The organism is Streptomyces sp. NPDC060184, from assembly GCF_042728795.1.
Taxonomy (GTDB): Bacteria; Actinomycetota; Actinomycetes; order Streptomycetales; family Streptomycetaceae; genus Streptomyces.
Genome location: NZ_JBHWYX010000045.1, coordinates 44,006 through 70,936 on the forward strand (window position 1 = coordinate 44,006; position 26,931 = coordinate 70,936).

Sequence of the window (26,931 nt, forward strand, 5' to 3'; positions counted from 1 at the left end):
TTCGCGGTGTTTCCCGCTCCGACAAAGAGAACTCTACCAGGGGTTTGGACCCCCGATCACCCCTGTTTCCCGTGGTCAGTGCGGTGCGGGGTGGCGCGGTGACCGTTTCCGGCGCCGCCGGGCAGGTTTCCGCACGGTGTGTCACCGGGCCCGCACCCACCGTCGCGCGGGCTACCTTCGCGGTCATGAACGTCCGGTACCACCTGCGCCCTTTCGCTCTCTCGGACCTGCGCGAGCATCTGCGGGACACCTTCTGGTTCGCTCCGGCCGCCGGGCTCCTGGGTGCCTTCCTCCTCTGGTGGGGCGTCTCCTCGCTGGATTCGGCGATCGTCGCGCACCTGCGGGTCGACAAGGCGTACCAGGAGCTGGGCGATCTCGCCTCCTTCGCCAACGACGCGCGTACGGTCGTCACCACCGTCAGCGCGGCGATGATGACCTTCATCGGTGTCGTCTTCAGCATCTCGCTGGTGGCCGTACAGATGGCGAGCGGGCAGCTGACGCCGCGCATCGTCCGGATCTTCGTGCGGAGCCGGATCACCAAGCTCACCCTGACGGTGTTCCTGGCGACCTTCGTCTTCTCGCTGCTGGTGCTGACCTCGTACGAGAGCGAGACCGAGATCCCGCGGCTGACCTCGGTGCCGGTGCTGCAGAGCCTGCTGACCCTGGCGATGGTCGCCCTGAGTCTGCTGCTCTTCATCACCTACGTGTCGTCGACCCTGCGGCTGCTCCAGGTCGGCCCGGTCGTCGACCGGATCGCCCGCGACTCGCTGCGGGCGCTGGAGCACCAGCCGAGGGAGGAGGAGCGCGAGGGGGCCGTCGGGTCCTCGGGTCCGCCGCCGCTGCCGCCGGAGACCGGCAGGGTGGCGTACGGCGGCCGGGCGGGGGTGCTGCGGGACGTGGACGTGACACTGCTCGTACGGGCGGCACGGCGACACGGGGCGGTGCTGCGACTGCTCCCCCGCACGGGGGACTTCCTGGTGCCGGGTATGCCGCTGCTCGCGGTGCACGGCGACCAGCACATGGGACCAGGCTCCGGCTCCGGTACCGGCTCCGTCCCGGACGACGCCGTGTCGGTGGGTGTCGAGCGCACGCTGCGGCGTGATCCGTCGTTCGGGCTGCGGCAGCTCACGGACATCGCGCTGCACGCCCTGTCCAGCTCCGTGAACGACCCGACCACCGCGGTGCAGTGCCTGGACCGGATGGTGCAGTTCCTGGCGGCGTACGCGCACCGGCCACTCGGTACGGTGCGCCACCGCGACCACCGGGGCGAGGTACGGCTCGTCCTGGAGACGCCGGACTGGACCGATCTCGTGGATCTGGCGTTCGAGGAAGTCAGGCTGTGTGTTCCGGAGGCGGGCCCGCAGGTCGTCAGGCGGCTGCTGGCCGGCTTGGACGACCTGCTGCTGTTCGTGCCCGAGGAGCGCGCGGCACCGCTGCTCAGACACCGCGCGCTGCTGGTCCTTGCGGTGGAGCGGACGTCGCCGGGGCACGCCGAGCGGACGTTCGCGCTGGTCCCGGACCGGAAGGGCATCGGCTGACCCGCCCCGGACCGCCGGAAGGGCCGGCCACGCTCCGGCCCGCGGCCACGCGGTGGGTCAGCCCTTCTCGCGCTGGTGGTACGTCCGCCGGGTGTGTTCGGTGTGCGCCCGCATCGCCTCGGTGGCGCGCCGCTCGTCGCGGGTGGCGATGGCGGCGATCAGCTCGCGGTGCTCGATCCAGGACTGCTTCCCGCGCCGGCGGGCCACCGGGGTGTAGTACCAGCGGACCCGGCGTCCGACCTGGGCGGCGAGCGCCGACAGCACGACGTTTCCGGCCAGCTCCATGACCTTGTCGTGGAATTCGGCGTTCAGCGCGACGGCGAGGTCCACGTCGTCCCCGGCGACCGCCGCCTCGCCCCGGTCGCAGAGCTCCTCCAGCGCCGCGACGCCGTCCGCGTCCGCGTGGGCGGCGGCCAGCCGGCCGGCCTCGGCCTCCAGCAGGGTGCGGACCGAGAGCAGCTGGTCGGCCTCCTCCTCGGTCGGTTCGTGCACGAACGCGCCCTGCGCGGGGCGCAGGTCGACCCAGCCTTCGGTGTTGAGCCGCTGGAGCGCCTCGCGTACCGGCTGCCGGGACACGCCGAGCTGGCCGGCAAGCTCGCTCTCCACCAGGTGCTGACCGGGCTGGAGAGCGCGGATGGTGATGAGTTCGAGCAGCGCGTCGTACACGCGTTCACGCAGCGGGCCCGGTCGTTCCAGCTTCGGCACGGCCCCCTGCGGCAGTCCGTCAAACAACATCGCGCTCCCCCTCCGGGCGGCGAGTAATTGCTTATCGTCTACAGTCTACCGACCAAGATCCGCAGGAACATATCTGTCTCACGGACAGCGGATGACCTGGCCCGCGTAGGAGAGGTTGCCGCCGAAGCCGAAGAGCAGCACGGGCGCGCCGCTCTCGATCTCGCCCCGTTCCACCAGCTTGGACAGGGCCATGGGGATGGACGCCGCGGAGGTGTTGCCGGAGTCCACCACGTCCCGGGCGACGACCGCGTTGACGGCGCCGATCTTGCGGGCCACCGGTTCGATGATCCTGAGGTTCGCCTGGTGGAGTACGACGGCCGCCAGGTCCTCGGGGGCGATACCCGCCTTCTCGCACACCCGGCGCGCGATCGGCGGCAGTTGCGTGGTGGCCCAGCGGTAGACGGACTGGCCCTCCTGGGCGAAGCGCGGCGGCGTCCCCTCGATGCGTACGGCGTTGCCCATCTCCGGGACCGAGCCCCACAGCACGGGGCCGATGCCCGGTGCGCCGTTCTCCTCCGGGTCCGCCACGACCACGGCGGCGCCCGCTCCGTCGCCGACCAGGACGCAGGTGCTGCGGTCGGTCCAGTCGGCGATGTCGCCCATCTTGTCGGCGCCGACCACCAGGGCGCGGGTGGCCGCTCCGGCACGGATCGCGTGGTCGGCCGTGGCGAGAGCGTGGGTGAAGCCCGAGCAGACCACGTTGATGTCCATCACCGCCGGTGAGCCCATGCCGAGCCGCGCGGCGACCCGCGCCGACATGCTGGGCGAGCGGTCGATGGCCGTGGAGGTCGCGACGAGGACGAGATCGATGTCGGAGGACTGGAGTCCGGCCGTCGCGAGCGCCTTGGCGGCGGCGTGCGCGGCCAGTTCGTCCACCGGCTCGTCCGGGCCCCCCAGGTGACGGGTCCGGATGCCGACGCGGCTGGTGATCCACTCGTCGCTGGTGTCGACCATGGCGGCAAGGTCGTCGTTGGTCAGCACCTTCGCGGGCTGGTAGTGGCCGAGCGCCACGACACGTGAGCCGGTCATGTACGGGTTCCCCTCGCTACGTATGGCAGGAACCATCCAGTCTTGGTCGCTACTGTCCGGTAGGGGGGCACGTGATCCGACAGGAATACGGACCGCGGGTTGGAGCCTTGGCGACAGGCGTGCTCCGGACGGGCGGTGCCGGGCCGCTCTCCGTCCTGCCGGACCGTCAGGTTCCTTGCGGTGCCGGGCGGCGGGCCCACCGGTGGCGTGTCCACCCGTGCGCGGTACGGAGGACGGGACCTGAGTGTGCGGGGGCGGGGCCTGCGGCCCCCGGCACGTGTGGCGGACAATGGGACGGTGGAGGTGACCGCGGCCGGGCCAGCGCCGGGAGGGCGGGCACCGCCGCCGCGCAAGGGCCGCCGAGGCCTCCCCACGTACAGGAATCGGGTCTGAGCCATGGGACGGGTCACCGAGCGACGCCGCACACTCCGCATCCGGGACGGGGCGGTGTCGACCCGCGCCGACACGCTCGTCGCCGAGGAGCCCCTGGAGATCCGTCTCAACGGCAAGCCGCTCGCCATCACGATGCGCACCCCGGGCGACGATTTCGCGCTGGCGGCGGGGTTCCTGGTCAGCGAGGGGGTCGTCGGGGCCGGGTCGGAGGTCCGGTCGATCGTCTACTGCGCCGGCGCGACGGCGGACGGCGTCAATACGTACAACGTGGTGGACGTGCGACTGGCACCGGACGTGGTGGTCCCGGACATCACCCTCGAACGCAACGTGTACACGACGTCCTCGTGCGGCCTCTGCGGCAAGGCCAGTCTCGACGCGGTGCGGACGACGACCCGGCATCCGGTCGCCGACGAACCGCCGGTACGGGTCACCCCGGCGCTGCTCTCGGTCCTGCCGGACCGGCTCCGCGCGGCGCAGCGGGTCTTCGACCGGACCGGCGGGCTGCACGCCGCCGCGCTCTTCTCCGAGGAGGGTGAGCTGCTCGACGTCCGGGAGGACGTCGGCCGCCACAACGCGGTCGACAAGCTGGTCGGGCGGGCGCTGACGGACGACCGGCTGCCGCTGTCGCGGTCGATCCTGCTGGTGTCGGGGCGGGCCTCGTTCGAGCTCGCGCAGAAGGCGGTGATGGCGGGGATTCCGGTCCTGGCCGCGGTGTCGGCGCCGTCGTCGCTCGCCGTCGACCTGGCGGCGGAGAGCGGGCTGACCCTGGTCGGTTTCCTGCGGGGGCCGTCGATGAACGTGTACGCGGGCGAGCACCGGATCGCCCTGGGGGCCCCGGTCGCCGGAGGCTGAGGGCGCCCGCCGTACGGACGGGGAGCCACGCCGCGTACCCGCCCCGGATCGCACCGCACGTACGCACCCGGAAACGACGGGCGGGGCCCCGGTCCTCCGAGGCCCCGCCCGTCGTTCCTGCCTGTCCTTCCCGCCCGTCAGCTCGCGGCGGCGGCCACGCTCCCGGCGGCCACACCGGTGACCGGCCGCTCCGGCTCCTCGGGATCGCGGGAGCGGCGTTTGGCGATGACCGCGCAGACCATCAGCTGCATCTGGTGGAAGAGCATCAGCGGCAGGACCGCGAGGCTCGCGTGCGCGCCGAACAGGACGCTGGCCATGGGCAGCCCGGACGCCAGGCTCTTCTTCGATCCGGCGAACTGGATGGCGATCCGGTCGGCGCGGTCGAATCCGAGCCGCTTGGCTCCGTACCAGGTGACCGCCAGCATGACGGCGAGCAGGACCGCCTCGGCCGCCAGCAGCGCGACGAGTCGCAGCGGGGTCACCTGGTGCCAGATGCCGGCGACCATGCCCTCGCTGAACGCGGTGTAGACGACGAGGAGGATCGAACCGCGGTCGACGTAGCCCAGGATCTTCTTGTGGCGGCCGAGGAAGCCGCTGGTCCAGCGGCGCAGCAGCTGTCCCACGACGAAGGGGACGAACAGCTGCAGGACGATCTTCACCAGGGAGTCGGCGGAGAAGCCTCCGGCCGAGCCGCCGAGCAGCAGCGCGGCGAGCAGCGGGGTGATCACGATCCCGGCGATGCTGGAGAAGGAGCCCGCGCAGATCGCCGCAGGGACGTTTCCGCGCGCGATCGAGGTGAAGGCGATCGACGACTGGATGGTCGACGGCACCAGGCAGAGGAAGAGGAAACCGGACTGGAGCTGCGGGCTCAGGACGAAGGGCACGAGCCCCTTGCTCGCCAGTCCCAGCAGCGGGAAGACCACGAAGGTGGAGCAGAGCACGGTCAGGTGGAGCCGCCAGTGGCGCAGGCCGTCCATCGCCTCGGCCGTGGAGAGCCGGGAACCGTAGAGGAAGAAGAGGAACGCGACCGCGGCGGTGGAGGTGTCGCCCGCCACGTCGGCGGCGGTGCCCGACGCGGGGAGCAGCGCGGCGACCACGACTGTCCCGATGAGCGCCAGGATGTACGGGTCGACGGGCAGCCAGGACGGCAGCCTCAGGGTGCGGGGGCTCATGTGCTCCACGTTCGTCTCACGGTCGAATGTATACAGTCGCCATTCTGCTCCTGCCTCGCCCCATCGGGAAACCCGCATACCGAACTCACTGTCATCACGGATCGCGATAACCTGTCCTCCATGTACGATCCCGCGCAGCTCCGCACCTTCCTGGCGGTCGCCCAGACGCTGAGCTTCACGCAGGCCGCCCGGCGGCTCGGCGTCCGGCAGTCCACGGTGAGCCAGCACGTGCGGCGGCTGGAGGAGGCCACCGGTCGGCAGCTGTTCACGCGGGACACCCACCGGGTGGACCTCACGGAGGACGGCGAGGCCATGCTCGGGTTCGCCGGAACGATCCTGCGGGCGCACGAACGGGCCTCCGCGTTCTTCGCCGGGACCCGGCTGCGCGGCCGGCTGCGCTTCGGCGCGTCGGAGGACTTCGTACTGACCCAGTTGCCGGAGATCCTGGAGGGCTTCCGCAAGGAGCACCCGGAGGTCGACCTGGAGCTGACCGTGGAGCTGTCCGGCTCGCTCCACCAGTCGCTCGCGGCCGGCCGTCTGGACCTGGTGCTGGCGAAGCGGCGGACCGGCGACACCCACGGGGAGCTGGTCGGGCGGGACGCGCTGACCTGGATCGGGGCGCCGCAGCTGCGGATCGACCCGGAGCGGCCGTTGCCGCTGATCGTGTTCCCGCCGCCCGGCATCACCCGGACCCGCGCGCTGGAGGTGCTGGAGCGGCACGGCAGGTCCTGGCGGCTGGCGTGCACGAGCACCAGCCTCAGCGGACTGATCGCGGCGGCCCGCGCCGGGCTGGGCGTGATGGCGCACACCCGGGGCCTGATCCCGCCGGGTCTGGTGGAGGTACCGGCCCGGGCCGGGCTGCCGGACCTCGGCGACGTCGACTTCGTCCTGCTGCACGGCCACCGCCGGGGCGGCTCGCCGGAGGCGGCGGACGCCCTGGCCGCCGCGATCCTGGCCGGCGGGGACCGGCTCCACCGGGGGTTCGGCGGTCCGGGCGACCCGTCGGCCTGAGGCCGCGCGCCGGGACCGCGGGACCGCCGGGACCGCGAGGGGCCGGCTCCGCTCGGCCCGGCGGACGGACCGGCGGGCCACGCCCGACGCCCCTGCGGTGGCGTTGCCGGGCGCCCGGTCGGCGCCCGCGCGGGGTTCCCGGCTGTACAGATTCTGTGCAGAAAGGGCGGTGTGTGCTTACTCCAGGGTCAGAAGTCCGCCCGAGCCTTGCCCATCTGGCCGGATTTCGACGCATGCCGGGCGCGCGGGGCTCGCGCGGGCGGGCCTTTTCCCCTCCCAAGGGCCCTCGGGTTGGGGTAGCGTCGCGGCGCTGTGCGGAGCGCCGTAAGGAGCAGGTCATTGCGCGAGTTCACCGTCCCACCCATGGCAGCCGCACGACGTCCGGTCGGGGGCCTCGCCGATACCGTCTTCGAGCAGGCGCACGACGATCCGCAACGGGTGTCGTTCGGCCGGAAGGACGCGGACGGGCAGTGGCGGGACGTCACCGCCGAGGCCTTCCGCGACGAGGTACTGGCGCTCGCGCGCGGGCTCGTGGCCCACGGCGTCCGCTTCGGCGACCGGGTCGCCCTCATGTCCCGTACGCGGTACGAGTGGACGCTCTTCGACTTCGCCCTGTGGACCCTCGGCGCCCAGTCCGTGCCCGTCTACCCCACGTCCTCGGCCGAGCAGGTCCTGTGGATGCTGCACGACGCCGAGGTCTCCGCGATCATGGTCGAGCACGAGGACCACGCCATGACGGTGGGCTCGGTGATCGACCGGCTGCCCCGGCTGAAGCGGCTGTGGCAGCTCGACGGCGACGCGGTCGCCGAGTTGATGGAGGCGGGCACCCGGATCGACGACGAGGTGGTGCACCGCCACCGGCGTGCGGTGACACCCGACTCGGTGGCCACCGTCGTCTACACCTCGGGGACGACCGGCCGCCCGAAGGGCTGTCTGATCACCCACGCCAACCTGATGTTCGAGGCCGACACCATGGCCCAGCGGTGGGAGCCGGTCTTCCGCTCCAGACCGGGCGACGAGCCGTCCACCCTGCTCTTCCTGCCGCTCGCGCACGTCTTCGGCCGCATGGTGGAGGTCGCCTCGCTGCGCAACCGCGTGACCCTCGCCCACCAGCCGGAGCTCTCCGCCCACGCGCTCATGCCGGACCTGGAGTCGTTCCGGCCGACGTACGTGCTGGCCGTCCCCTACATATTCGAGAAGCTCTTCCACGGCGCCCGCCGCAGGGCCGAGACGGAGGGGCGGATCGGCCCGTTCGACAAGGCGGTGGAGGTCGCCGTCCGGTACGCGGAGGCGCTGGAGCAGCGGACTTTCGGCACCGGCCCCGGCCCGTCGGCGGGCCTGCGGATGCAGCACCAGTTCTTCGACAAGGTCGTGTACAAGAAGTTCCGCGACGCGATGGGCGGCCGGATACGGCACGCGATGTCCGGCGGCTCGGGCATGGAACGCCGGCTGGGGCTGTTCTTCGCGGGCGCGGGCATCGAGATCTACGAGGGGTACGGCCTCACCGAGACCACCGCCGCCGCGACGGGCAACCCTCCCGGCCGGGTCAGGTACGGAACCGTGGGCCAGCCCATCCCCGGCACCACCGTGCACATCGCCGAGGACGGCGAGGTCTGGGTCCACGGGGGCCAGGTGTTCGCGGGGTACCTGGGCAATCCCGAGGCGACGGCGGCGGTGGTCCACGACGGCTGGCTCGCCACGGGCGACCTCGGGGCGCTGGACGAGGACGGTTATCTGACGATCACCGGGAGGAAGAAGGAAATCCTCGTGACGTCGGGCGGCAAGAGCGTCTCCCCCGCCGGGCTGGAGGAACGGGTGCGGGCGCACCCGCTCGTCGCCCAGTGCATCGTGGTCGGCAACGACCGCCCGTACATCGCCGCGCTAGTGACGCTGGACCAGGAGGCCGTGGAGCACTGGCTCGCGATGCAGGGCCGGGGTCCGCTCCCGCCGGCCGAACTCGTCCGCGACCCGGACCTGGAGATGGAGGTGCGCCGCGCGGTGGTGGCCGCCAACACCGCCGTCTCGCAGGCGGAGTCGATCCGTACGTTCCGCATCCTGGCCCACCGGTTCAGCGAGGAGCGCGGCCTGCTGACGCCGTCGCTGAAGCTGCGGCGGAAGGCGATCGAGACGGCGTACTCGATCGAGGTGGACGCCCTCTACGGCTGAGCGCGTGCTCGTCGAGCCCTGTCCTGCCCCCGCTCCCGCTCCCGCTCCTGGGCCCTGCTCCTCGGTCCGATCCCGCTCGGCCCGCCCTGCCCCGCCCCGGGAACGTGGGGGAATCGCGGGGAAGCGGGGGTTGCGGAGACGGGTTGCGGAGACGCGAGGCGCGATCCGGGAATGGATCAGTCGCGCCGTTCGTTGTTCTCGGGAGTAATGACCACCGACGTAAGGATCGACTGCTCGTGAGCAAGGTCCCCTCCCTCAGCCTCAACAACGGCGTCGACATGCCGCAGCTCGGTTTCGGTGTCTGGCAGGTTCCGGACGACGAGGCGGAGCAGGCGGTCGCCACCGCGATCGAAGCCGGCTACCGCAGCATCGACACCGCTGCGATCTACGGGAACGAGTCGGGCACGGGCAAGGCCATCGCCGCCTCCGGTGTCGCCCGCGACGAACTCTTCGTCACCACGAAGCTGTGGAACTCCCACCAGGGCTACGACGCCACGCTGGCGGCCTTCGACACCTCCCTGGACAAGCTGGGCCTGGACTATGTCGACCTGTACCTGATCCACTGGCCGACGCCCGAGAAGGACCGCTACGTCGACACGTACCGGGCCTTCGAGAAGATCTACGCGGACGGCCGCGCGAAGGCGATCGGCGTCTCGAACTTCCTGCCGGAGCACCTGGAGCGGCTGATCGGCGAGACCTCGGTGGTCCCGGTGATCAACCAGATCGAGCTGCACCCCCAGCTCCAGCAGGCCGAGTCCCGTGCCACCCACGCCAAGCACGGCATCCTCACCGAGGCGTGGTCCCCGCTCGGCTCCGGCCGGGGCCTCCTGGAGGTCCCGACGGTCGTCGCGGTCGCCCAGAAGCACGGCCGCACGCCGGCCCAGGTGGTGCTGCGCTGGCACCTCCAGCTCGGCAACGTCGTCATCCCGAAGTCCGTGACGCCGTCGCGGATCGCCGAGAACATCGACGTGTTCGACTTCGAGCTGGACGCGGACGACCTGGCCGCGTTCGCCGCGCTCGACGAGGGCAAGCGCCTCGGCCCGAACCCGGCCGAGTTCAACTGATCCCTCCGGACACGCGGCTCTCGGCGCGCGGGTCCGGCTCGACGGCGTCCCACGGCTGCGGCGGTGGGACGCCGTCGGCGTGTCCGCGCGGTCGGCCTGTCCGCGGCGTTCGGCGTTGTCCTGTCCGCGCAGGTCCCTACTCGGCCTCGTGGGCGGTCGCGGCGGCGGCCACCCGGGCGGCCAGGGCGAGGTCCTTCGCGGTGACCGCGCCGCCCGCGTCGTGGGTGTGCACGGCGAGGGAGACGGTGTTGTACCCGAGCGTCAGGTCCGAGTGATGGTTCAGTTCGTCCTGGATCCGGGCGACGTGCAGGGTGAACGCGGCGGCGGCGAAGTGCGACGGAAGCCGGTAGCCACGCGTCAGCCGTCCCCCTTCGTGCTTCCATCCGGGCAGTTCGCCCAGGCCTGCCTCGATCTCGGTGGGCGTCAGCGGTTCGGCGGGCATGCGTGGCTCCTTGTCGGGCGGTGCGGGCCGCGGTGCGGCGGACCGGGGCCAATGGTTCGGGACAGCGGTTCGGGACAGCCGGACGGCGGTTCGGGACAGCCTGCGGCGGCGGTCCGGGACGGCCGGCGCCGTGCCGGGCCTCCGCCGACTCCGGTCATGATCCGCCGGACGACCCCGTGGGGACGCACCCGACACGGCACCGCACCCACGGCCCTCCGCAAAAACGCGCTGGGCGGCGTCGCGGATCCGGGCTAGGGTGCGCCGATGCCCACGCACCCGCCCCACCTGCTCACCGCGGTTCCCTTGACGACACCACGCCTCGCCCTGGAACCGCTGGCCGTGGAACACGCGCGGGAAGCGGTCTCCCTCTTCGACGACGTCCGGCTCCACACCTGGACCGGCGGGTCGCCCAGCACCCTCGCGCAGCTCGAAGCCCGGTACGAACGCCAGTCGGCGGGCCGGTCGCCGGACGGCACGCAGGGCTGGCTCAACTGGATGCTGCGCAGGACGTCGGACGGGGTGCTGATCGGCACGGTCCAGGCCACGTCGTACCGCAGGCAGCCGAGCGAGGAGGCCGTGGAGGCGTCGCTCGCGTGGGTGGTCGGGGTCGACCACCAGGGCGCGGGCCACGGGCGCGAGGGAGCGCTCGCCATGGCGTCCTGGCTGCGGGCGCGGGGCGTGGCCGGACTGGCCGCGTACATCCGACCGGGGCACACCGCCTCGGCTGGCATCGCGCGGGCGGTCGGGCTGCGGGCGACCGACGTGGTGCGGGACGGCGAGGTCCGGTGGAGCGACTCGGGGAGGTAGCACGCCGCACCGGGACGCCGTCCGCCGCACACGCGACACCTCGCCCGGCGCCCCGCCCAGCCGTGCGCCCCGCCCAGCCCGGCGCCCGCTCCGCCGTGCGGCCGACCCGGCGTCCTCCGCCTCAGGCGGCCGTCTGCTTCTCCTCCTCCGTCTCCAGGTGCGTGGCGACGAGTGCGGAGAACTCTTCCGGCGTGGCGATCCGTATGCCGAGGCTTTCCGCCTTGGTGCGCTTCGAGCCCGCTTTCTCCCCGGCGACGAGCAGGCTGGTGCGCCCGGAGACGCTGGACGAGGACTTCCCGCCCGCGCGCTCGACGAGCTCGTTCATCTGGTTGCGGGAAAGCTTCTCCAGCGCTCCGGTCATCGCCCCGGTGACCACCACCGTCATCCCGGCCAGGGGCAGTCGCGACGCCTCGTCCGCGTCCGGGCCGCCGGCCCCGTCGGTGGCGGTGGCGGTGGCCGTGGCCGATTCCTCCGCGCCGGGCTCCGGCGGCGCAGTGGCGCCCGGCTCCGTCATGTTGACGCCCGCCTTCACCAGCCTCTCGATCAGCGGGGCGAGTTCCACCAGTTCGGCGACGACGGCCGAGGCCTTCTCCGGGCCGATGCCGTCGACCCGCTGAAGCGTCTCGGCGTCGGCGGCGGTGATCCGGTCCATCGTGGCGAAGTACCGGGCGATGCGGCGGGACATGGAGCGGCCGGTGCCACGTATCCCGAGGGCGCAGAAGACCCGGGAGAGCGGGCGGGCGCGCGCCGTGTCGAGGGCCGCGAGGAGATTGTCGGTGGAGGTCTCGCCCATGCGCTCCAGGCCGAGCAACTGCGCGCGTTCCAGGGTGAACAGGTCGGCGAGGTCGTGGACGAGTCCCGCCTCGACGAGCTGGACGACCCGGGTGGCGCCCAGGCCCTCTATGTCGAGCTGGTCCCGTCCGGCGGCGTACGAGAGGGAGGCGACCAGGCGGCAGTCGCGGCCCCGGACGCAGCGCCAGCGCTGCTCGCTGGTGTCGATCGCGGAGCCGCACTGCGGGCAGGTCTCCGGGAACTCGATCGGCTTCTCCTCGCCCGTCCGCAGGTGGACGGCGGGGGCCTCCACACGCGGGATGATGTCGCCGGCCTTGTGGACCATCACCATGTCGCCGAGGCGCAGGTCGCGGCGGGTGATGTCGGCGGGGTTGTGCAGGGTGGCGAAGCCGACCGTGGAACCGTCGATCTCCACGGGTTCCAGCACGGCGCGCGGGGCGATGATGCCCGTGCGCCCGACGTTCCACTCGACGGAGAGCAGCCGGGTGACCTTCTCCACGGCGGGGAGTTTGTACGCGATGGCCCAGCGCGGTGCGCGCGTGCCGTTGCCCGCGTCGCGCTGGTCGGCGGCGTGGTCCGCCTTGATGACGATGCCGTCGATGCCGAAGGCCAGCGAGGCCCGGAGCGCGGCGATCTCCTCGACCCGGGCGAGCACGTCCGCCACCGTCTTGAGGGTGCGCGGGGCGACCGGGGTGTCCGCCGCCGTGTGCACGCCGAGGCCGGAGACGTACCCGAGGAGCTCGCTGTGCGGCAGTGCGGCCAGCCGCTCCTGGAGTTCGCCGGAGTCCGGGAGGGGGAGCGCCCCGTACGCGAAGAAGGTCATCTCGACGCGGTAGGGCCGGTCCTTGGCGCGCAGGGTGCCCGCGGCGCCGTTGCGCGGGTTGACGAAGGGGGACGCGCCGTGGGCGGTGCGGACCGTGTTGGCCTGCTCGAACTGCTCGGTGGTCATGAGTATTTCGCCGCGCAGTTCGACGGTGACCGGCGCCGCGAGCTCCTCGGGAAGTCCGAGGACGGTCCCGATGGCGTGCGAGACGTCCTCGCCGGCGGTGCCGTCGCCGCGGGTGACGAGCCTTTCCAGCCGGCCCGCGCGGTAACGGGCGGCTACGGCGAGGCCGTCGAGCTTGGGCTCGACGCTCCACGCCTCGACGGGTCTGCCTATGCGGCGCTCCAGGGAGGCGGTCCAGGCGGCGAACTGCTCGCCGGAGAAGACGTTGTCCAGCGAGAGCATCGGAGCGGTGTGGGGGACGTCCCCGACGGCCGCGCCGCCCGCGACCTTGCCGGTGGGCGAGGCGGCCAGCACGTCGTCGGGGTGCGCCGCTTCGTACGCGGCGATCGCGCGCGCCAGGCGGTCGTACGCGTCGTCGTCGAGCGCGCTGTCCCCGGTGGCGTAGTACGCGGCGGCGGCGCGGGTGGCCTCCTCGACGGCGGCGGCGTAGGCGGTGGCGTCGGCGAGCGCGACGGCTGAGTTCGTCATGACCACCATCCTGCCGCCCACCACTGACAGCGGCCCCGCGAGCGGTGGCGGCAGGTTCCTGCGCCCCAGAAGATCACCTCCGGCTGCCGGCGGGCGGGCCGTGGCCCGGCCTGTCCCGGTATAAATGCTGCATGACTGCCGATGTGTCACCTCCCCTGCGTCCCGCGACCCTGGAGGACGTTGCCGCGGTGGCCGGTGTTTCCCGGGCCACCGTCTCCCGGGTGATCAACGGCGCGACCACGGTCGATCCGGTGCTGCGCCAGGTCGTCGAGGAGGCGGTCGTCGCCACGGGGTACGTACCGAACCGCGCGGCGCGTTCGCTGGTGACCCGGCGCACCGACTCGATCGCACTGGTGGTCTCCGAGCGCGAACGCCGCACGGCGGCCGAGCCGTTCGTCGGGCGGATGTTCTCCGATCCGCACTTCGGGCGGGTCGTCACCGGTCTGCTGGACGTGCTGCGCCCGGCGGGCATCCAGATGGTGTTGATGCTGGCGGACGACGCGGTCTCCCGGGGGCAGTTGCTGTCGTACCTGCGGCAAGGGCACGTCGACGGGGTGGTGTTGATCTCCTCGCACGCCGACGACCCGTTGCCCGGTCTGCTGCACGGGACCCGGCTGCCCGCCGTGCTGGCGAGCGCTCCGGCGCAGCCCACGCCGCTCACGCACGTGGAGGCCGATCAGCACGCCGGGGCGGGGCTCGCGGCGGACCATCTGGTCGCGCTGGGGCGCCGGCGGCTGGTGACGGTGGCAGGTCCGCAGGACCGGCCCGCAGGGCGGGCGCGGCTGAGCGGGTTCCTGGAGGCCCTGGCGGCGCACGGGATCACGGACGTGCCGAGCGCCGAGGGCGACTTCACGCACGCGGGCGGGGCGTCGGCGATGAAGCGGCTGCTGGGCGAGCGTCCCGATCTGGACGGGGTGTTCGTCGCGTCGGACCTGATGGCGCTGGGCGCGCTGCCGGTCCTGCTGCGGGCCGGTCTCGACGTGCCGTCCGACGTGGCGGTGGTCGGGTTCGACGACAGCAGCGCGGCACTGGCCTGCGATCCGCCGCTGACGACGGTGCGCCAGCCGGTGGAGGAGATGGCGGCCGAGATGGCTCGCCTGCTGCTGCGGCAGATACGCACCTCCGAGGCGCCCGCGCCGTCCGTCGTGTTCCCGCCGGTGCTGGTGGGCCGGGAGTCGGCCTGAGCTCTGTGCCGGGCCGTCCGGGGCCCGGCAGCCGTGCGGTACGCGTCGCGGTCGGCCGCGCGGCTGACGGGACGTGCCGCCGTCAGCCGCGCGGCTGGTGGACGGGCCCGGCGCCGGGGTCCGGCAGCGTGGTGTCCACGGCCCGCCCTTCCGCCTCGCTCCGCGCGCCCGGCAGCGGCCGGTCGGCGTACGGGAGGCCGGCGACGCCCTCGGGGCGCAGCGGCACCTGGGGCCCGGAGGGCTCCCGCAGCCAGCGCCTGAGTACCCGGTGGACGGCCTCGGCGCCGACCGGACCGGTGTGCGGTGCCGTGCCCCGGGCGCCCGCCCCCGCCGTCCCGGACGCCGTCGCTTCGGCGGCGAGCACGTCGAGCGGGTCGGTCATCTCGCGCGGCCACAGCAGGAACGGCCGTGACTGCGGGCCGCCGAGTCCGCCGTGCGAGCCGATCTGCTCCTCGAAGGCGTGCACCTGGTCCGTCGCGGGGTCGTACATCGAGTTCACCATGACGTCGGCGACGTGCGGGAACGTGTCGGTGCGGCGTATGGCGTCCGCCGCGCCGGGGCCGAAGCCGGTGAGGGGGCCCTCGTCGTCGCGCAGGTCGGCCACCGGCACCTCGGCGCCGCCGGCTCCGAGGACGACCGAGCCGTGCCGCTCGCTGCGGACCAGCAGGAAGCCGATTCCCGGATGGTTCGCGAGGGTGCCGAGCAGGGCCGGGTGGCGGCGGTCGATCTCCTCGCGGGAGGCGCGGCCCTCGATGCCGGGGAACGAGATCAGGCCGAGGTTGCCGGAGGCCAGGACGACCGGGTCCGAGGCGGTGACGGCGGCGGGCTCCGCCTCCGTCTCCTGCACCGGCCGGTGCAGCGCGATGCGCACCGCGTCGCGGGCCTCGGAGGCGCTGAGGGTGCGCTGGGCGCGCCGGGGCACCGGGAGGCCGCAGCCCGCCCGTACCAGGTCCTTCAGCGTCAGTCCGTACCGTCCGGCGAAGGTCTCTCCGAGGCTCTGGCCGTGGTCGGAGAGGAGCACGATCCGGTACGCGCGCGGCGTGTGGTCGGTGATCTTGGTGATGAGGGCGAGGGAGCGGTCGAGCCGGGCGAGGACCTTGTCGGCGTCGCGGCTGTACGGCCCCGAGTGGTGGGCCACCTCGTCGTAGGCGACGAGGTCGGCGTAGACGGCGGTCCGTCCGGCGAACATGTCGCCGATGACGGCGGCGACCACGACGTCGCGTTCGAGGACCGTCGCGAAAGCCCGTATGAAGGGGTAGAGGCCGCCGCGTTTGATGCGCGGGGTCTCCTTGCGCAGCCTCGACCGGGTGGACTGGCCGATCTCGCGGCCGACCTCGGCGACGAAGGAGAGCGCGGTGCGGACGGCGTTGGCCGGGTCGGAGAAGTAGGCGAAGTAGCCCGCGCGCGACCTGCGGCCCTTGCCGCGCCGTCCGGCCATCGACAGGACGAGGGCGAGCTGGTCGGCTCCCCCGCTGAAGAGGTTGCCCCGGCTGGCGCCGTCGAAGGAGAGCAGACCGCCGTCGTGGGTGCGCGCGAGGGCCCGGCGCTGGAGTTCGAGGGCGCTGGCGGGGCGGCTGGAGACCATCACGGTGCCGGTCTCCTTCTCGTACCACCGGAAGGCCGGGACGTCGTGGTTGGTGCCGTGCAGGAGGGCGAGCTGGCTGGCTCCGGTCTGGCTGGACCAGTCGGTGCGCCAGGGGGTGAGCCGGTGGCCGCCGGGGTCGGCGAGCCAGCCGGCCACCGTGGGCATCAGTCCCGCGGCGGCGGCCCGCGTCAGGACGTCGTGGCCGACCCCGTCGAGCTGGATGAAGACCGTGCCGGGCGGTTCGCCGCGGCCGTCCCCCGCGTCGCCGGGGACGCGCCTGCGCCGCCGGTCGGCGAGGCGGGAGAGCCGCCGCCGGTAGGCGTCGTCGTCCCGGACCGCGAGTGCGGTGGAGGCGGCCGAGGCGACCGCGGACATCACCGCCGCGACGACCACGGCGGTCTCCGGGTTGGCCGTGCCGCGCCCGTCCGGGATCAGCCGGAGGGCCACGATCAGCAGCGAGCCGTTGAGGAAGAACACCAGCGCGCCGAGGACGAACGCGGGGACCACCAGCAGCGCCCGGACCAGGAGGGGCCAGACGAGGGCGGAGAGCAGTCCGAAGGCGCCCGCTCCCCAGGCGGCGGTGAACGCGGTCTTGGTGATGGTGTCGCCGTTGTCGGACTGGAGCTGGAAGTCGGGGAGGACGCCCGCCAGGGCGAGCATCGTCAGGGCGGACACCGCCCACACCGCCGTCACCCGCAGCAGGGCACTTCCCGCCCTGCGCCATCGCCCGGCTCCCACGCCCGCTCCGCCTCTCCCGCGTCCGGGCCGGTCGGTCCAAGGCGTGCCCCGGGACACCTCCGGGGCCCGCCCACCAGCTTCGCACAGCCTTTCCCCGTCGTCGGTGGTCCGGTCCCCGGGCACAGGTGTACGCCCGGCGCGAGGGGGCAGACCCCGGGTCGGTGCCCGGCACGGGAGGCATAGGCTCGTACGGGCTTCCCGCACGCGGACGCGCGACCGCGCGGCGGGGCGAGGCGGGGCACGGAGAGCGGAGAAGAGGAGGCGGGACGCCGGTGGAGGTCACCTGGTGGGGTCATGCCACCTGCACGATCGAGGACTCCGGGGTGCGGGTGCTGACCGACCCGCTCTTCGTCCGCCGGTTCGCGCATCTGCGCCGCCGGGGCGGGGCGGTCCCGCCGCCGTCGGCGGCGCTGGCCGACGTGGTGCTCGTCTCCCACCTCCACTCCGACCACCTGCACCTGCCGTCGCTGGCCCGGGTCTCCCCCGGTACCCGGCTGATCGTGCCGGGCGGCACGGTCCGCGCGGTGCCCGGTCTGCGGGTGGTGCGGCGGATGCGCGATCTGCGGATCACCGAGGTGGCGCCCGGCGACACGGTGCGGATCGGCCCGGTGACCGTACGCGCGGTGCCCGCCGAGCACGACGGCCGGCGCCTCCCGGTCGGCCCGCAGCGGGTCGCGGCGCTCGGTTACGTGGTGGAGGGCGAGGCGCGTACGTACTTCGCCGGGGACACCGGCCTGTTCGAGGAGATGGCGAAGGAAGTGGGTCCGGTCGACGTGGCACTGCTGCCGGTGGGCGGCTGGGGACCGTATCTGGGTCCCGGCCATCTGAACGCGGCCCGGGCGGCCGAGGCCCTGACCCGGCTCACGCCCCGCTCCGCGGTGCCGGTGCACTGGGGCACGTACTGGCCGGTCGGGATGGACGGGGTCCGCCCGCACGAGTTCCACTCCCCCGGTGCCGAGTTCGTACGGCAGGCGGCTCTGCTGGCGCCCGAGGTGGCGGTCCATCTGCCGGCGCACGGCGAGCGGGTCCTGCCGGAGGTCCACCGGTGATCATGGACCAGCTGGCGCAGCTGCCGACCGAAGGGACCCAGCAGGCCGTCGGGTATCCGACGCTCTTCGCACTGGTGGCTCTGGGCTCCCTGGTGCCGGTGGTGCCGACGGGGGCGCTGGTGAGTTCGGCGGGCGTGGTGGCGTTCCACCAGACCTCGCCGCTCTCGCTGCTGTTCGTCTTCCTCACGGCCGCCACGGCGGCTTTCCTCGGTGACATCTGCCTGTACTGGCTCGGCAAGCGGGGCGTGCACTCCAAGAACGGCTCGAAGTGGCTGAAGGTCATCACCGACCGGGCGGCCCCGGAACGGCTGGCGCAGGCGCAGCGGAAGCTGGACGAGCACGGGGTGATGGTGCTGGTGCTGTCGCGGCTGATACCGGCGGGCCGGATACCGGTGATGCTGGCGTGCCTGCTGGGCGAGATGCCGCTGCACCGGTTCGCCCGGGGCGACGTTCCGGCCTGTCTCGCCTGGGCGGCCACCTACCAGCTGATCGGCATCCTGGGCGGTTCGCTCTTCCCGGAACCCTGGCAGGGCGTGGTGGCCGCCGTGGCGCTGACGCTGCTGATCAGCGGGGTTCCCGCCGGGTGGCGCGGGTTGCGGGCCCGGTTCGGGCACTGATCCGGGCGCCGAGGGCCACCGGGCCGCGCCGTCAGGACGCGCGGCTCGCTGTCCTGGGTTGTTCCGCCACGTGAGAGCGCGCGGCCCGCTCCCCTCGGATGTTCCGCCCCGTCAGGACGCGCGGCTCGTTCCCCTCCCCGCCTCCCGTGCCCCGGCGTACGCGACCGCCGCCGCGGCCACGTCCAGAGCGGCGTGCCCGGTGGACTTGAAGACCGTCAGCTCGGCGGCGGTGCGGCGGCCCGGGTGATCGCCGGAGAGGACGTCGCCGAGGAGGGTGGCCCGGCCGGGCGGCAGGCCCTGGAGCTCGTGGGCGCCGGCGGGGAGCGGGGCGGAGGCTGCTCCGGCCCACTCGACGAAGAGCGATCCCTCCTCCACGGTCCGGGCGTCCAGCTCCGGCCCGTGGGAACCGCCGACCGAGGAGACGTGGGCCCCTTCGGCCAGCCAGGAGCGCCGGAGCACCGGTTCGCGCGCACCGGTGCAGCAGAGCACCGCGCCGGAGCCGCGTACGGCGCCCTCGACGGTGTCGGCCGTGGCGCGCGGGTGTCGGGCGGCGAGGGTCCGGGCGCGCTCCGGGTCCCGGCCGCCGACCACGACGGGGGTGTCCGGGTCCTGCCGGGCGAGCAGGTCGAGCTGGGCGGCGGCCTGGACGCCGGTGCCCAGTACGGCGATCCGGTTCAGGTCCGGGCCGGCGAGCGCGCGCAGCGCGATGGTCGCGGTGGCGGCGGTACGGACGGCGGTGATGCTCTCCGCGTCCATCACCGCAAGGGGCCTGCCGTCCGTCTCGTCGAAGAGGGCGACCACGCCCCGGTGGGAGCTGCGTCCGGGGTTCGCGGGGTCGGCGAAGACGGAGACGAGTTTGGCGGCGAGGCCGAGGCCGGGGACGTACGCGGGCATCACGCCGAGGAGCCCCGCCGGTGCTTCGGCGGCGATGCGCGGGGGCGCGGAGACCGTCCCCCGGGCCACCTCGACGAGCGCGTGGGTGAGCGCCTGCGCGAGCCGGTCCGGGTCGAGTCCGGCCCGGGTCCGCGCCGCGTCCAGTACGAGTACCTCGCCGGTCATGCGTCCTCTCCTCCGTGCGCCCGCTCCACCGGCTCCGCCGCCTCCGGCTCCGCCTCCACGCCCAGAATCTCCGCGAGGGCGGCGGTGGCGTCCAGCAGGGCCGCGCGCAGCGCGGTCAGTGACGGCTCGTCGAACTCCGCGTCGGGTCCGACCACGGTGAGCGCGCAGAGCGGCCTGCCGGGGCCCGCGAGCACCGCGCGTCCGACGGAGGCGACCAGGGCCTCGTTGCGGCCCCGCTCGACCGCGAAGCCGGTGCGCTCCGCCCTGGCCAGGTCGCTGAGGAGTCCTTCGGGGCCCTGCATCGGGTGTCCGGCCTCCGCGGCGGGCCGCAGATAGGGGGCGCGTGCTCCGGGGGCCAGCGCGGCGACCAGGGCCAGCGGTCCGGCGAACCGGTGCACGGGCAGCGTCCGGTCGGTGAGCAGGCTGATCATCTCCAGCCGGGCGGGCCGGACCGCGTCGAGCACCCGTGAGCGGTCGTGCTCCAGCACCTGGAGGTTGACCATCATGCCGGTACGGGCGGAGAGGGCTTCCAGGACCGGGCGGGCCAGCGTCACGAGGGAGTTGGCGGCGGCGGTGCGCGAGAACCGCAGCGCGGCGGCCCCCGGCAGGTAGTGGTCCCCGGAGCGCAGCACCCAGCCGCGGCGGACCAGGTCGGCGAGGACCCGGTAGGCGGTCGGCCGGTGCAGGCCGACGTCGTCGGCGATCTCGCTCAGCCGGAGCGGACGATCGGAGCGCGCGACCGCTTCCACGAGGTCGAGCGCCTTGTCGACGGCCGAATTGGAGGACTTGGGCATCCTCGTCTCCCCTCTCCTCACCTGGTGGTCGGCTCCCCGGTTCCCGGCGGAATCTTGCCGGTCAAGGGAGTAAGGACGGTAGCGTACGTTTCCACAGACGGAACCAGCATGACAACAGTTGTAATCCACCAGGCCGCAGCCGCGGCGATGACCGGAGAGGTGTGACCCGATGGCTCACGAGGATGTCGGCGCTCCCGCCCCCTTCGCCGCCCCGGCGGAGGGAACCGTGGTGCTGTACCGGGGGGCCACGCTGATCGACGGCACGGGCGGTGCCGCGCGGCCCGCGACCTCGATCGTGGTGGACGGTGAGCGCATCAGGACGGTCGCACCGGACGGCGACATCCCCGTGGCCCTCCTCGCGGAGGCCGAGGTCGTCGACTTGCAGGGCGCGTTCGTCGTGCCGGGACTGATCGACTCCCACCAGCACATCGCCACTCCCCCCAACCGCCCCGTCGCCGAGGCCGCGTTGCGCCGCCAGGTCTACGGCGGCGTGACGGCGATCCGCGACATGGCCGACGACCTGCGGCACGTCGCCGACCTGGCGCGCTCCACGCTGGTCGGGGAGATCCCCGGCCCGGACATCCACTACGCGGCGCTGACCGCCGGGCCCGGGTTCTTCGACGACCCGCGCACCTGGCAGGTCTCGCAGGGCGCGGTGCCCGGACAGGTGCCGTGGATGCAGGCGATCACCGAGGAGACCGACCTGCCGCTGGCCGTCGCGCGGGCCGCCGGCACGTACGCCACCGCCGTCAAGATCTACGCGGACCTCCCGGCCCCGCTGGTCGCGGCGATCACCGCCGAGGCGCACCGGCAGGGGCTCGGCGTCTGGGCGCACGCGGCGGTCTTCCCCGCCTCACCGGCCGAGGTGGTGGCGTCCGGGGTGGACTCGGTCTCCCATGTCCACCTGCTGGTGCACGAGTTCGCCGAGCGGGCGCTGACCACGTACAAGGACAAGCCCCCGGTGGACCGGGACCGCTTCCTGGGCGGCGACGACCCGGAGATGGCCGGTCTGTTCGCGCGGATGCGGGAGCGGGGCACCGTGCTCGACGCCACGAACACGCTCTGGGAGTGGCTCGCCGACGACGCGGACACCCCGGAGGAGAAGACCCGGGCCCGGGAGAACGCGGAACTCTCGGCGGCCCTCACCGCGCAGGCGTACCGGGCGGGGGTGGAGATCAGTACCGGCACCGACTACGAGACCGCGCCGGAGCAGCCCTATCCCTCGGTCCACGACGAGTTGGTCTTCCTGGTCGAGCGGTGCGGCGTCCCCGCCGCGCGGGCCATCCGTTCGGCGACCCTGGTCGGGGCCCGCAGCATGGGCGCGGAGGACTCCATGGGGACGGTCGCCGAGGGCAAGCTCGCCAACTTCGTGGTGCTGACGGACGATCCGCTGGCCGACATCCGCAATCTGCGCACCGTCACCTCGGTGGTGAAGCGCGGACTGCGCCTCCACCGCGCGGAGTTCACCTCGGAGTCCCCCGCGACCACACCCCTGGAAGGAACGAGCCCCCGATGACCACCGCCACCGCCTCCACCTCCACCTCCACCGACGGCATGCTGATCGTCAACGCGCTGGGCGAGCTGCAGAATCCCAACGCCCCCGAGGCCGCCGAGGGCGCGGGCCAGCTCCTCCAGACCATCGACGAACTGGCCGTCGACGGCCGGGCCATCGCCGAGGCGCACGCTTCCGGGATGAACGCCGTCAACATCACGCTCGGGTACGTGATGGGCGACATGCCTCCGTACGAGCACACGCTGCACGAACTCGACGTGTGGGACGGCCTGATCGCCGCGCACCCGGACGATCTGCTGCACGTCCGCACCGCGTCCGACCTCTACCGGGCGAAGGACGAGGGCCGGATCGGGGTCATCTACGGTTTCCAGAACGGCGTCGCGGTCGGTGACGACCTCGGCCGCGTCGCCACCTTCCAGCAACGCGGCGTCCGTGTCTTCCAGTTGACGTACAACCAGGCGAACCACCTGGGCGACGGCTCGATGGCACCGGAGAACCGGGGGCTGACCCCGTTCGGCCGCGAGGTGGTCGAGGCGGTCAACGAGAGCCGCATGATGGTGGATCTGTCGCACAGCGGCGAGAACACCTGCCTGGAGGCGGCCCGGATCTCCTCGCGCCCCGTCTCGGTCAACCACACGGGCTGCCGGGCGGTCACCGACCTGCCGCGCAACAAGACCGACGAGGAACTGCGGCTGGTCGCCGGGCGCGGCGGCTTCGTCGGGATCTACTTCATGCCCTTCCTCAACCCCACCGGTCATGCCACGGCCGCCGACGTGGTCGAGCACATCGCGCACGCGGTGAACGTCTGCGGCGAGGACGCCGTCGGCATCGGTACGGACGGCCCGGTCACCGCCATCGACGATCTGGACGCCTACGCCGCCACCCTCGCGGCGCACGTCGCCGAGCGGCAGGCGGCGGGCGTCGGCGCCGCGGGCGAACGCGCCGACACCTACCCCTTCGTGGTCGACCTGCGCGGAGTGGAGCAGTTCCGGGAGCTGATCCGGCTGCTGGAGAAGCGTGGTTACGGATCCGGGCGCATCGAGAAGATCCTCGGCCGGAACTTCGCCGCCTACGCGGAGCGCGTCTGGGGCTGACGGCGGGACCTCCGGCGCACGCGGGACGAGGGGTTCAGGCCGGCTCGCCGAACGCGCGCGAGCCGCCGATGGGCAGGTCCCACAGGCGCTCGCGCGGGTGGCCCGCACGGTGCCAGGCGGCCCGCAGCCGCACCAGTGGTTCCAGCACCGGCTCGGCGGAGAGCAGGAAGGTCGCCCAGTGCATCGGCGCCATCGCCCTGGCGCCGAGGTCCTCGAACGCCCGCACCGCCTCCTCGGGGTCGGTGTGCACGTCGGCGAGCCACCACCGGGGCGCGTACGCGCCGATCGGCAGCAGCGCCAGATCGATGCCCGGGTGGTGGCGGCCGATCTCCCGGAACCAGTGGCCGTAGCCGGTGTCCCCGGCGAAGTAGATCTTCCGGCCCGGCGCCCCCGGGGCGTTCGTCGTGTCGGTGAGGACCCAGCCGCCCCACAGCGACCGGCAGGTGTCGAAGAGCGTGCGCCGCGACCAGTGGTGCGCGGGGACGAACGCGAAGCGCACGCCCCGCAGTTCGGCCGTCTCCCACCAGTCGAGTTCGGTGATCCGGGTGAACTTGCGGCGCCTGAACCACCGTGCGAGTCCCGCCGGGACGAACACCGGTGTGTCGCGCGGGAGCCGGCGGAGCGTCGGGGCGTCCAGGTGGTCGAAGTGGTTGTGGCTGACGACGACCGCGTCGACCGGCGGAAGGGTCTCCCAGGCCACGCCCACCGGGGTGATCCGCGCCGGGGTGCCGAGAATGCGCCGGGACCACACGGGGTCGGTGAGGACGGTCAGCCCGCCGACGCGGACGATCCAGCTGGCGTGCCCGGCCCAGGTGACGGCGTCCTGACCGGGCGGGGGCAGCGGGGCCGGGTCGAACGGCAGCAGGTGGACACCCCGGAGCCCCGCCGCGTCGGGCCGCAGCGAGCGTTCGCGGACCAGGCGGGTCATGGCCCTGATGCCCGGCAGGGGGGCGGTGAGCCGGTCGGCGAAGCTCCTCGGCCAGACGCGCTCCCCGACGGGCGGGCGCCCGGTCCGCGCGCCGGTGTCCTCCTGGGGCTCCCGGTCCGCGTCGGTACGGAAGGGCCCGGTCTGTTCGGTCATCGCGGGTCTCCCGTCACCGGAGTTCGTCGAAGGCCGCTGCGAACATGCTCAGCGCGTTCGCGACGTGCGGCAATTCCAGCGGCGCCGCCGCGGTGAGGGAGGCGGCCCGCTGGTCGGGCGTCGCGCCCACCAGGCGGCCGGTCCCCAGACGTGCCCGCAGCGCGCCCAGCTCGTCCCCGAACCGGTGCCCGCCCGGGGCCGGGGCGCCGAGCCGGTCGGTGAGGTACTCCTCCAGCTCCATGGAGTCCGTGACCCCGCGCTCGGCCAGCCGGGTGCGCAGGGGCCCGAGGTCGGCGTAGAGGTGCCGGCCCGCCTGCGGGGGTCTCGCCAGGGCTCCGGCGGCCAGCACGGCGCGGTGGGCGGCGGCGGCGATCCGCGCCTGGAGGCGGGCGGCCTGCCGGATCCGGCCGGTGACCTCTTCCGGTTCGCGCAGGGCGTGCGCGGCGGCCCGGGCGACGGGCGTCGCGACGAGGGCGCCCAGCGCGGTGAGGACGTCGAGGGTACGGGCCCGGTGCACGGCGCCCCGGCGAGTGGCGGGGAACCGCGCCACCGCGACGGGCCAGGCGGCGGGGGTGAGCCCGCCGGAGAGGTCGGTGAGGACGGTGACGTCGTCGGGGCACATCTCGGCCGGGCTGAGCAGCACCGTGTCGTGCGGCCGGTGCAGGGTGTCGCGCCAGGTCTCGTCGCTGATGATGTGGAGTCCCTCCGCGACGGCCGCCTCGCACGCCTCGCGGACGAGTTCGGGCGGCGCGACGGTGGCGGTGGGGTCGTCGGCCACGGAGAGCACGAGGAGCCGGGGGCGCCCGCCCTCGGCTCGTACTCGGCGGACGGTCTCCAGCAGGGCGTACGGGTCGGGCACGCCGCCGCATTCGGCGGGCGTCGGTACGTGGTAAGCGGGCCGGCCGAGCAGCCGTGCCTGCGGAATCCAGGCCGCCGGGCAGGGCCTGGGCATGAGGACGTCACCGCCGTGGGCGGCGACGAGCCCGAGCAGCAGCGCCTGGACGCCCGGGGCGGCGGCGACGTCCGAGGGGACGCCGGCCAGTCCCCGCCGGGCCCAGTAGGCGCAGGCCGCCTCGCGCAGGACCGTTCCGCCACCCGGGGGTTCCGGCCGGGTGTCGGCCGCGGCGGCGGCCAGCACGCCGACGAGTCCGGGGAGGGCGGGGAGCCCCGGGTCGGGGACGGGCGGTCCGTACCGGACCGGGCCGTGGTCCTCCCCGGCGCCGTGCGGACCGCGGTCTTCCCCGGCACCGTATGGGCCTTGACCGTCCGGTGTGCCGTGCGGGTCGTGGTCCCTCCGGTGCATGGCCCTCCTCGTCGCCGGCGCTGGTCCGCCTCCGCCCCCGTACCGCTCTCAGGCCTTTATACGGAGGATCCGGCCGAGGTGCCCGCGCTGCGCCCGGCACGAGCGCTCGTCAGGGCCGGTGCGGGGGAAGCTCCTCGGGCGGAATCCGGAGGCCCGCTGTCAGGGGTGCGCCCTACAATCACCTCATCAAATTGATGATCCTTTGGGTGAAGTGAGAGTTTTTCTTGAAGATATCCAGAGCAGGCAGCCTGCTCGCCGCCGCGGCCCTCGCACCGGCCTTCCTGCTGTCCTCGCCCGCTTCGGCGGCCGAAGCCTCGGACCAGCCCCCGGTGTCGGCCGCGGACACGCCTCCTGCGGCCTCGTCCTCGGAAGCTGACGACCAGGCGGAGAACGACCGGATCGAGATCCTCCGGCTCATGGCCGCGGCCGGGACGGGCTCCGTGGTGGCCGAGCGGGGCAGCGCGGCGATCGACGGGGGCGCGGAGGCCATGCGCGCGTTCCTCACGACGGGTCAGTACACCGCCCGTGACGAGGACAACCGCATCGCCATTGCACGCATCATCGCCAAGGGCGGCCGGGGCGTGAAGGAAGCGGGCAGCAAGGCGCTCGACGGGACCCCCCAGGACAGGACCGACTTCCTGGAGACCGGCCAGTACGAGGCCCGCGTGACGGACAACCGCGTGCTCACCGCCTACCTCATCGGCCAGGGCGGGCCCTCGGTGCAGGAGGCGGGCAAGAAGGCGCTGCGGGGGACGCCCGAAGACGTCGCCGCCTTCCTGGAGACGGGACAGTTCGAGGCCCGCGACACGGACAACCGCGTGCTGGTCTCGCAGCTCGTCAATGCCGGGGGGCCGCACGTGCGGGAGGCGGGCAAGAAGGCGCTGCTCGGCACGCCCGAAGACGTCGCCGCCTTCCTGGAGACGGGACAGTTCGAGGCCCGCGCGCAGGACGAGAAGGACGCCGCCGAAGCAGCCGCCGACGGCGGGACCGGCACCGGCACCGGCACTGACCACACCGGCGGGACCTCGGGCACCGGCTCGGATTCCGGTGCGAACTCGGGTTCGGGTTCGGGTTCGGCCGACGGCAGTACGGTCCGGCCCGTCTCCGACGACAAGGACGCCGACGGCGGCACCTCCCCCACCACGTCCGGCTCGGGTTCGGGCGGTTCGGCCGGTTCGGACGGCAACGCGAACGTGACGGCGCAGGGCAACGGCCCCCTCGCCGCCACCGGTACGAGCCCCGCCACCGGTCTGGCCCTCGGCGGCGGAGCCGCCGCCGTCGTCGCCGGTGGCGCCCTGGTGGTCGCGGCGCGCCGGCGCCGCGCGGGTGCCGCGGGCTGACGGCCGACGGTACGAGCGACAGAACGGCCGGTGCTCCCCGAGGCGGGGGGCACCCGGCGGGGGGCAGACCCGGGGCGCGCCCGGCCCCGTTTTGGCGGG

Annotated in this window: 22 protein-coding genes; 12 read left to right on the forward strand and 10 right to left on the reverse strand. The window is 73.6% G+C overall.

What is annotated here, in order from left to right:
• The first annotated feature begins 185 nt into the window (after positions 1 to 185).
• Complete coding sequence (locus ACFWEE_RS25900; RefSeq protein ID WP_386892565.1) at positions 186 to 1,538, forward strand: DUF2254 domain-containing protein; 1,353 nt, start codon at positions 186 to 188, stop codon at positions 1,536 to 1,538.
• A 57-nt stretch (positions 1,539 to 1,595) separates the two neighbouring features.
• Here ACFWEE_RS25900 and ACFWEE_RS25905 read toward each other — a convergent pair whose 3' ends face one another.
• Positions 1,596 to 2,273 (reverse strand): GntR family transcriptional regulator, encoded by a 678-nt coding sequence (locus tag ACFWEE_RS25905; RefSeq protein WP_386892567.1) that lies wholly within the window; start codon positions 2,271 to 2,273, stop codon positions 1,596 to 1,598.
• 78 nt (positions 2,274 to 2,351) lie between these two features.
• The gene (locus ACFWEE_RS25910) at positions 2,352 to 3,302 is read right to left on the reverse strand and encodes a beta-ketoacyl-ACP synthase III (RefSeq protein ID WP_386892568.1); all 951 of its coding nucleotides are present in this window, start codon (positions 3,300 to 3,302) and stop codon (positions 2,352 to 2,354) included.
• 396 nt (positions 3,303 to 3,698) lie between these two features.
• On the opposite strand from ACFWEE_RS25910, the gene fdhD reads away from it, so the two are divergent.
• Entirely contained in the window at positions 3,699 to 4,547 is an 849-nt protein-coding gene (fdhD, locus tag ACFWEE_RS25915) for a formate dehydrogenase accessory sulfurtransferase FdhD (RefSeq protein WP_386892570.1), read from the forward strand.
• A gap of 137 nt (positions 4,548 to 4,684) precedes the next feature.
• Here fdhD and ACFWEE_RS25920 read toward each other — a convergent pair whose 3' ends face one another.
• On the reverse strand, positions 4,685 to 5,719 hold the full coding sequence (locus ACFWEE_RS25920; protein ID WP_386892571.1) for a bile acid:sodium symporter family protein: 1,035 nt from the start codon (positions 5,717 to 5,719) through the stop codon (positions 4,685 to 4,687).
• Between the two features lie 111 nt (positions 5,720 to 5,830).
• Here ACFWEE_RS25920 and ACFWEE_RS25925 point away from each other — a divergent pair, with 111 nt between their 5' ends.
• The 3 genes from ACFWEE_RS25925 (at position 5,831) to ACFWEE_RS25935 (ending at position 9,960) form a co-directional block, all read left to right on the forward strand.
• Positions 5,831 to 6,730, forward strand: a complete 900-nt coding sequence (locus ACFWEE_RS25925; protein ID WP_386892600.1) for a LysR substrate-binding domain-containing protein — start codon at positions 5,831 to 5,833, stop codon at positions 6,728 to 6,730.
• 363 nt (positions 6,731 to 7,093) lie between these two features.
• Positions 7,094 to 8,896, forward strand: a complete 1,803-nt coding sequence (locus ACFWEE_RS25930) for an AMP-dependent synthetase/ligase (protein ID WP_386892573.1) — start codon at positions 7,094 to 7,096, stop codon at positions 8,894 to 8,896.
• Positions 8,897 to 9,132: 236 nt separating this feature from the next.
• Positions 9,133 to 9,960 carry an aldo/keto reductase gene (locus tag ACFWEE_RS25935; RefSeq protein ID WP_386892574.1) on the forward strand — a complete coding sequence of 276 codons (828 nt, stop codon included), beginning with the start codon at positions 9,133 to 9,135 and terminating at the stop codon, positions 9,958 to 9,960.
• A 136-nt stretch (positions 9,961 to 10,096) separates the two neighbouring features.
• Here ACFWEE_RS25935 and ACFWEE_RS25940 read toward each other — a convergent pair whose 3' ends face one another.
• Entirely contained in the window at positions 10,097 to 10,402 is a 306-nt protein-coding gene (locus tag ACFWEE_RS25940) for a 4a-hydroxytetrahydrobiopterin dehydratase (protein ID WP_386892576.1), read from the reverse strand.
• Between the two features lie 264 nt (positions 10,403 to 10,666).
• Here ACFWEE_RS25940 and ACFWEE_RS25945 point away from each other — a divergent pair, with 264 nt between their 5' ends.
• Complete coding sequence (locus tag ACFWEE_RS25945) at positions 10,667 to 11,209, forward strand: GNAT family N-acetyltransferase (protein WP_386892577.1); 543 nt, start codon at positions 10,667 to 10,669, stop codon at positions 11,207 to 11,209.
• 121 nt (positions 11,210 to 11,330) lie between these two features.
• On the opposite strand, the gene ligA is transcribed toward ACFWEE_RS25945, so the two are convergent.
• Positions 11,331 to 13,484, reverse strand: coding sequence for an NAD-dependent DNA ligase LigA (gene ligA / locus ACFWEE_RS25950; protein ID WP_386892579.1), 2,154 nt, complete (start codon positions 13,482 to 13,484; stop codon positions 11,331 to 11,333).
• A 122-nt stretch (positions 13,485 to 13,606) separates the two neighbouring features.
• Between ligA and ACFWEE_RS25955 the strand changes: the two genes are divergently transcribed.
• Complete coding sequence (locus tag ACFWEE_RS25955) at positions 13,607 to 14,659, forward strand: LacI family DNA-binding transcriptional regulator (protein ID WP_386892580.1); 1,053 nt, start codon at positions 13,607 to 13,609, stop codon at positions 14,657 to 14,659.
• Between the two features lie 82 nt (positions 14,660 to 14,741).
• On the opposite strand, the gene ACFWEE_RS25960 is transcribed toward ACFWEE_RS25955, so the two are convergent.
• Positions 14,742 to 16,982 (reverse strand): phage holin family protein, encoded by a 2,241-nt coding sequence (locus tag ACFWEE_RS25960; RefSeq protein WP_386892581.1) that lies wholly within the window; start codon positions 16,980 to 16,982, stop codon positions 14,742 to 14,744.
• Positions 16,983 to 17,254: 272 nt separating this feature from the next.
• Between ACFWEE_RS25960 and ACFWEE_RS25965 the strand changes: the two genes are divergently transcribed.
• Positions 17,255 to 18,031, forward strand: coding sequence for an MBL fold metallo-hydrolase (locus ACFWEE_RS25965; protein ID WP_386892583.1), 777 nt, complete (start codon positions 17,255 to 17,257; stop codon positions 18,029 to 18,031).
• Between the two features lie 2 nt (positions 18,032 to 18,033).
• The gene (locus tag ACFWEE_RS25970) at positions 18,034 to 18,648 is read left to right on the forward strand and encodes a DedA family protein (protein WP_386892585.1); all 615 of its coding nucleotides are present in this window, start codon (positions 18,034 to 18,036) and stop codon (positions 18,646 to 18,648) included.
• Positions 18,649 to 18,759: 111 nt separating this feature from the next.
• Here the strand turns inward: ACFWEE_RS25970 and ACFWEE_RS25975 are convergent, their stop codons facing one another.
• Positions 18,760 to 19,707: an ornithine cyclodeaminase family protein gene (locus tag ACFWEE_RS25975; RefSeq protein ID WP_386892587.1), complete on the reverse strand. Its 948-nt coding sequence runs from the start codon at positions 19,705 to 19,707 to the stop codon at positions 18,760 to 18,762.
• Positions 19,704 to 20,501 (reverse strand): IclR family transcriptional regulator, encoded by a 798-nt coding sequence (locus tag ACFWEE_RS25980; RefSeq protein WP_386892588.1) that lies wholly within the window; start codon positions 20,499 to 20,501, stop codon positions 19,704 to 19,706. Before ACFWEE_RS25980 ends, ACFWEE_RS25975 begins: the two co-directional genes overlap by 4 nt.
• Before the next feature lie 169 nt (positions 20,502 to 20,670).
• Here ACFWEE_RS25980 and ACFWEE_RS25985 point away from each other — a divergent pair, with 169 nt between their 5' ends.
• Together ACFWEE_RS25985 and ACFWEE_RS25990 are read left to right on the forward strand one after the other, a co-directional pair.
• A complete protein-coding gene (locus tag ACFWEE_RS25985; RefSeq protein WP_386892590.1) occupies positions 20,671 to 22,017 on the forward strand; it encodes an amidohydrolase family protein in 1,347 nt (448 codons plus the stop codon).
• Entirely contained in the window at positions 22,014 to 23,108 is a 1,095-nt protein-coding gene (locus ACFWEE_RS25990; protein WP_386892592.1) for a dipeptidase, read from the forward strand. The genes ACFWEE_RS25985 and ACFWEE_RS25990 overlap by 4 nt, the downstream gene beginning before the upstream one ends.
• A gap of 34 nt (positions 23,109 to 23,142) precedes the next feature.
• On the opposite strand, the gene ACFWEE_RS25995 is transcribed toward ACFWEE_RS25990, so the two are convergent.
• Positions 23,143 to 24,189: an MBL fold metallo-hydrolase gene (locus tag ACFWEE_RS25995; RefSeq protein ID WP_386892594.1), complete on the reverse strand. Its 1,047-nt coding sequence runs from the start codon at positions 24,187 to 24,189 to the stop codon at positions 23,143 to 23,145.
• A gap of 13 nt (positions 24,190 to 24,202) precedes the next feature.
• Positions 24,203 to 25,492, reverse strand: coding sequence for an aminotransferase class I/II-fold pyridoxal phosphate-dependent enzyme (locus ACFWEE_RS26000; RefSeq protein WP_386892596.1), 1,290 nt, complete (start codon positions 25,490 to 25,492; stop codon positions 24,203 to 24,205).
• A 224-nt stretch (positions 25,493 to 25,716) separates the two neighbouring features.
• Between ACFWEE_RS26000 and ACFWEE_RS26005 the strand changes: the two genes are divergently transcribed.
• Complete coding sequence (locus ACFWEE_RS26005; RefSeq protein ID WP_386892597.1) at positions 25,717 to 26,832, forward strand: ALF repeat-containing protein; 1,116 nt, start codon at positions 25,717 to 25,719, stop codon at positions 26,830 to 26,832.
• Positions 26,833 to 26,931: the final 99 nt, after the last annotated feature.

Coding starts and splice junctions, on each gene's coding strand:
- ACFWEE_RS25900 (WP_386892565.1), top strand. CDS start 186: ATGAACGTCCGGTACCACCTGCGCCCTTTCGCTCTCTCGGACCTGCGC.
- ACFWEE_RS25905 (WP_386892567.1), bottom strand. CDS start 2,273: ATGTTGTTTGACGGACTGCCGCAGGGGGCCGTGCCGAAGCTGGAACGA.
- ACFWEE_RS25910 (WP_386892568.1), bottom strand. CDS start 3,302: ATGACCGGCTCACGTGTCGTGGCGCTCGGCCACTACCAGCCCGCGAAG.
- fdhD (WP_386892570.1), top strand. CDS start 3,699: ATGGGACGGGTCACCGAGCGACGCCGCACACTCCGCATCCGGGACGGG.
- ACFWEE_RS25920 (WP_386892571.1), bottom strand. CDS start 5,719: ATGAGCCCCCGCACCCTGAGGCTGCCGTCCTGGCTGCCCGTCGACCCG.
- ACFWEE_RS25930 (WP_386892573.1), top strand. CDS start 7,094: ATGGCAGCCGCACGACGTCCGGTCGGGGGCCTCGCCGATACCGTCTTC.
- ACFWEE_RS25940 (WP_386892576.1), bottom strand. CDS start 10,402: ATGCCCGCCGAACCGCTGACGCCCACCGAGATCGAGGCAGGCCTGGGC.
- ACFWEE_RS25945 (WP_386892577.1), top strand. CDS start 10,667: ATGCCCACGCACCCGCCCCACCTGCTCACCGCGGTTCCCTTGACGACA.
- ligA (WP_386892579.1), bottom strand. CDS start 13,484: ATGGTGGTCATGACGAACTCAGCCGTCGCGCTCGCCGACGCCACCGCC.
- ACFWEE_RS25955 (WP_386892580.1), top strand. CDS start 13,607: ATGACTGCCGATGTGTCACCTCCCCTGCGTCCCGCGACCCTGGAGGAC.
- ACFWEE_RS25970 (WP_386892585.1), top strand. CDS start 18,034: ATGGACCAGCTGGCGCAGCTGCCGACCGAAGGGACCCAGCAGGCCGTC.
- ACFWEE_RS25975 (WP_386892587.1), bottom strand. CDS start 19,707: ATGACCGGCGAGGTACTCGTACTGGACGCGGCGCGGACCCGGGCCGGA.
- ACFWEE_RS25980 (WP_386892588.1), bottom strand. CDS start 20,501: ATGCCCAAGTCCTCCAATTCGGCCGTCGACAAGGCGCTCGACCTCGTG.
- ACFWEE_RS25985 (WP_386892590.1), top strand. CDS start 20,671: ATGGCTCACGAGGATGTCGGCGCTCCCGCCCCCTTCGCCGCCCCGGCG.
- ACFWEE_RS25990 (WP_386892592.1), top strand. CDS start 22,014: ATGACCACCGCCACCGCCTCCACCTCCACCTCCACCGACGGCATGCTG.
- ACFWEE_RS25995 (WP_386892594.1), bottom strand. CDS start 24,189: ATGACCGAACAGACCGGGCCCTTCCGTACCGACGCGGACCGGGAGCCC.
- ACFWEE_RS26000 (WP_386892596.1), bottom strand. CDS start 25,492: ATGCACCGGAGGGACCACGACCCGCACGGCACACCGGACGGTCAAGGC.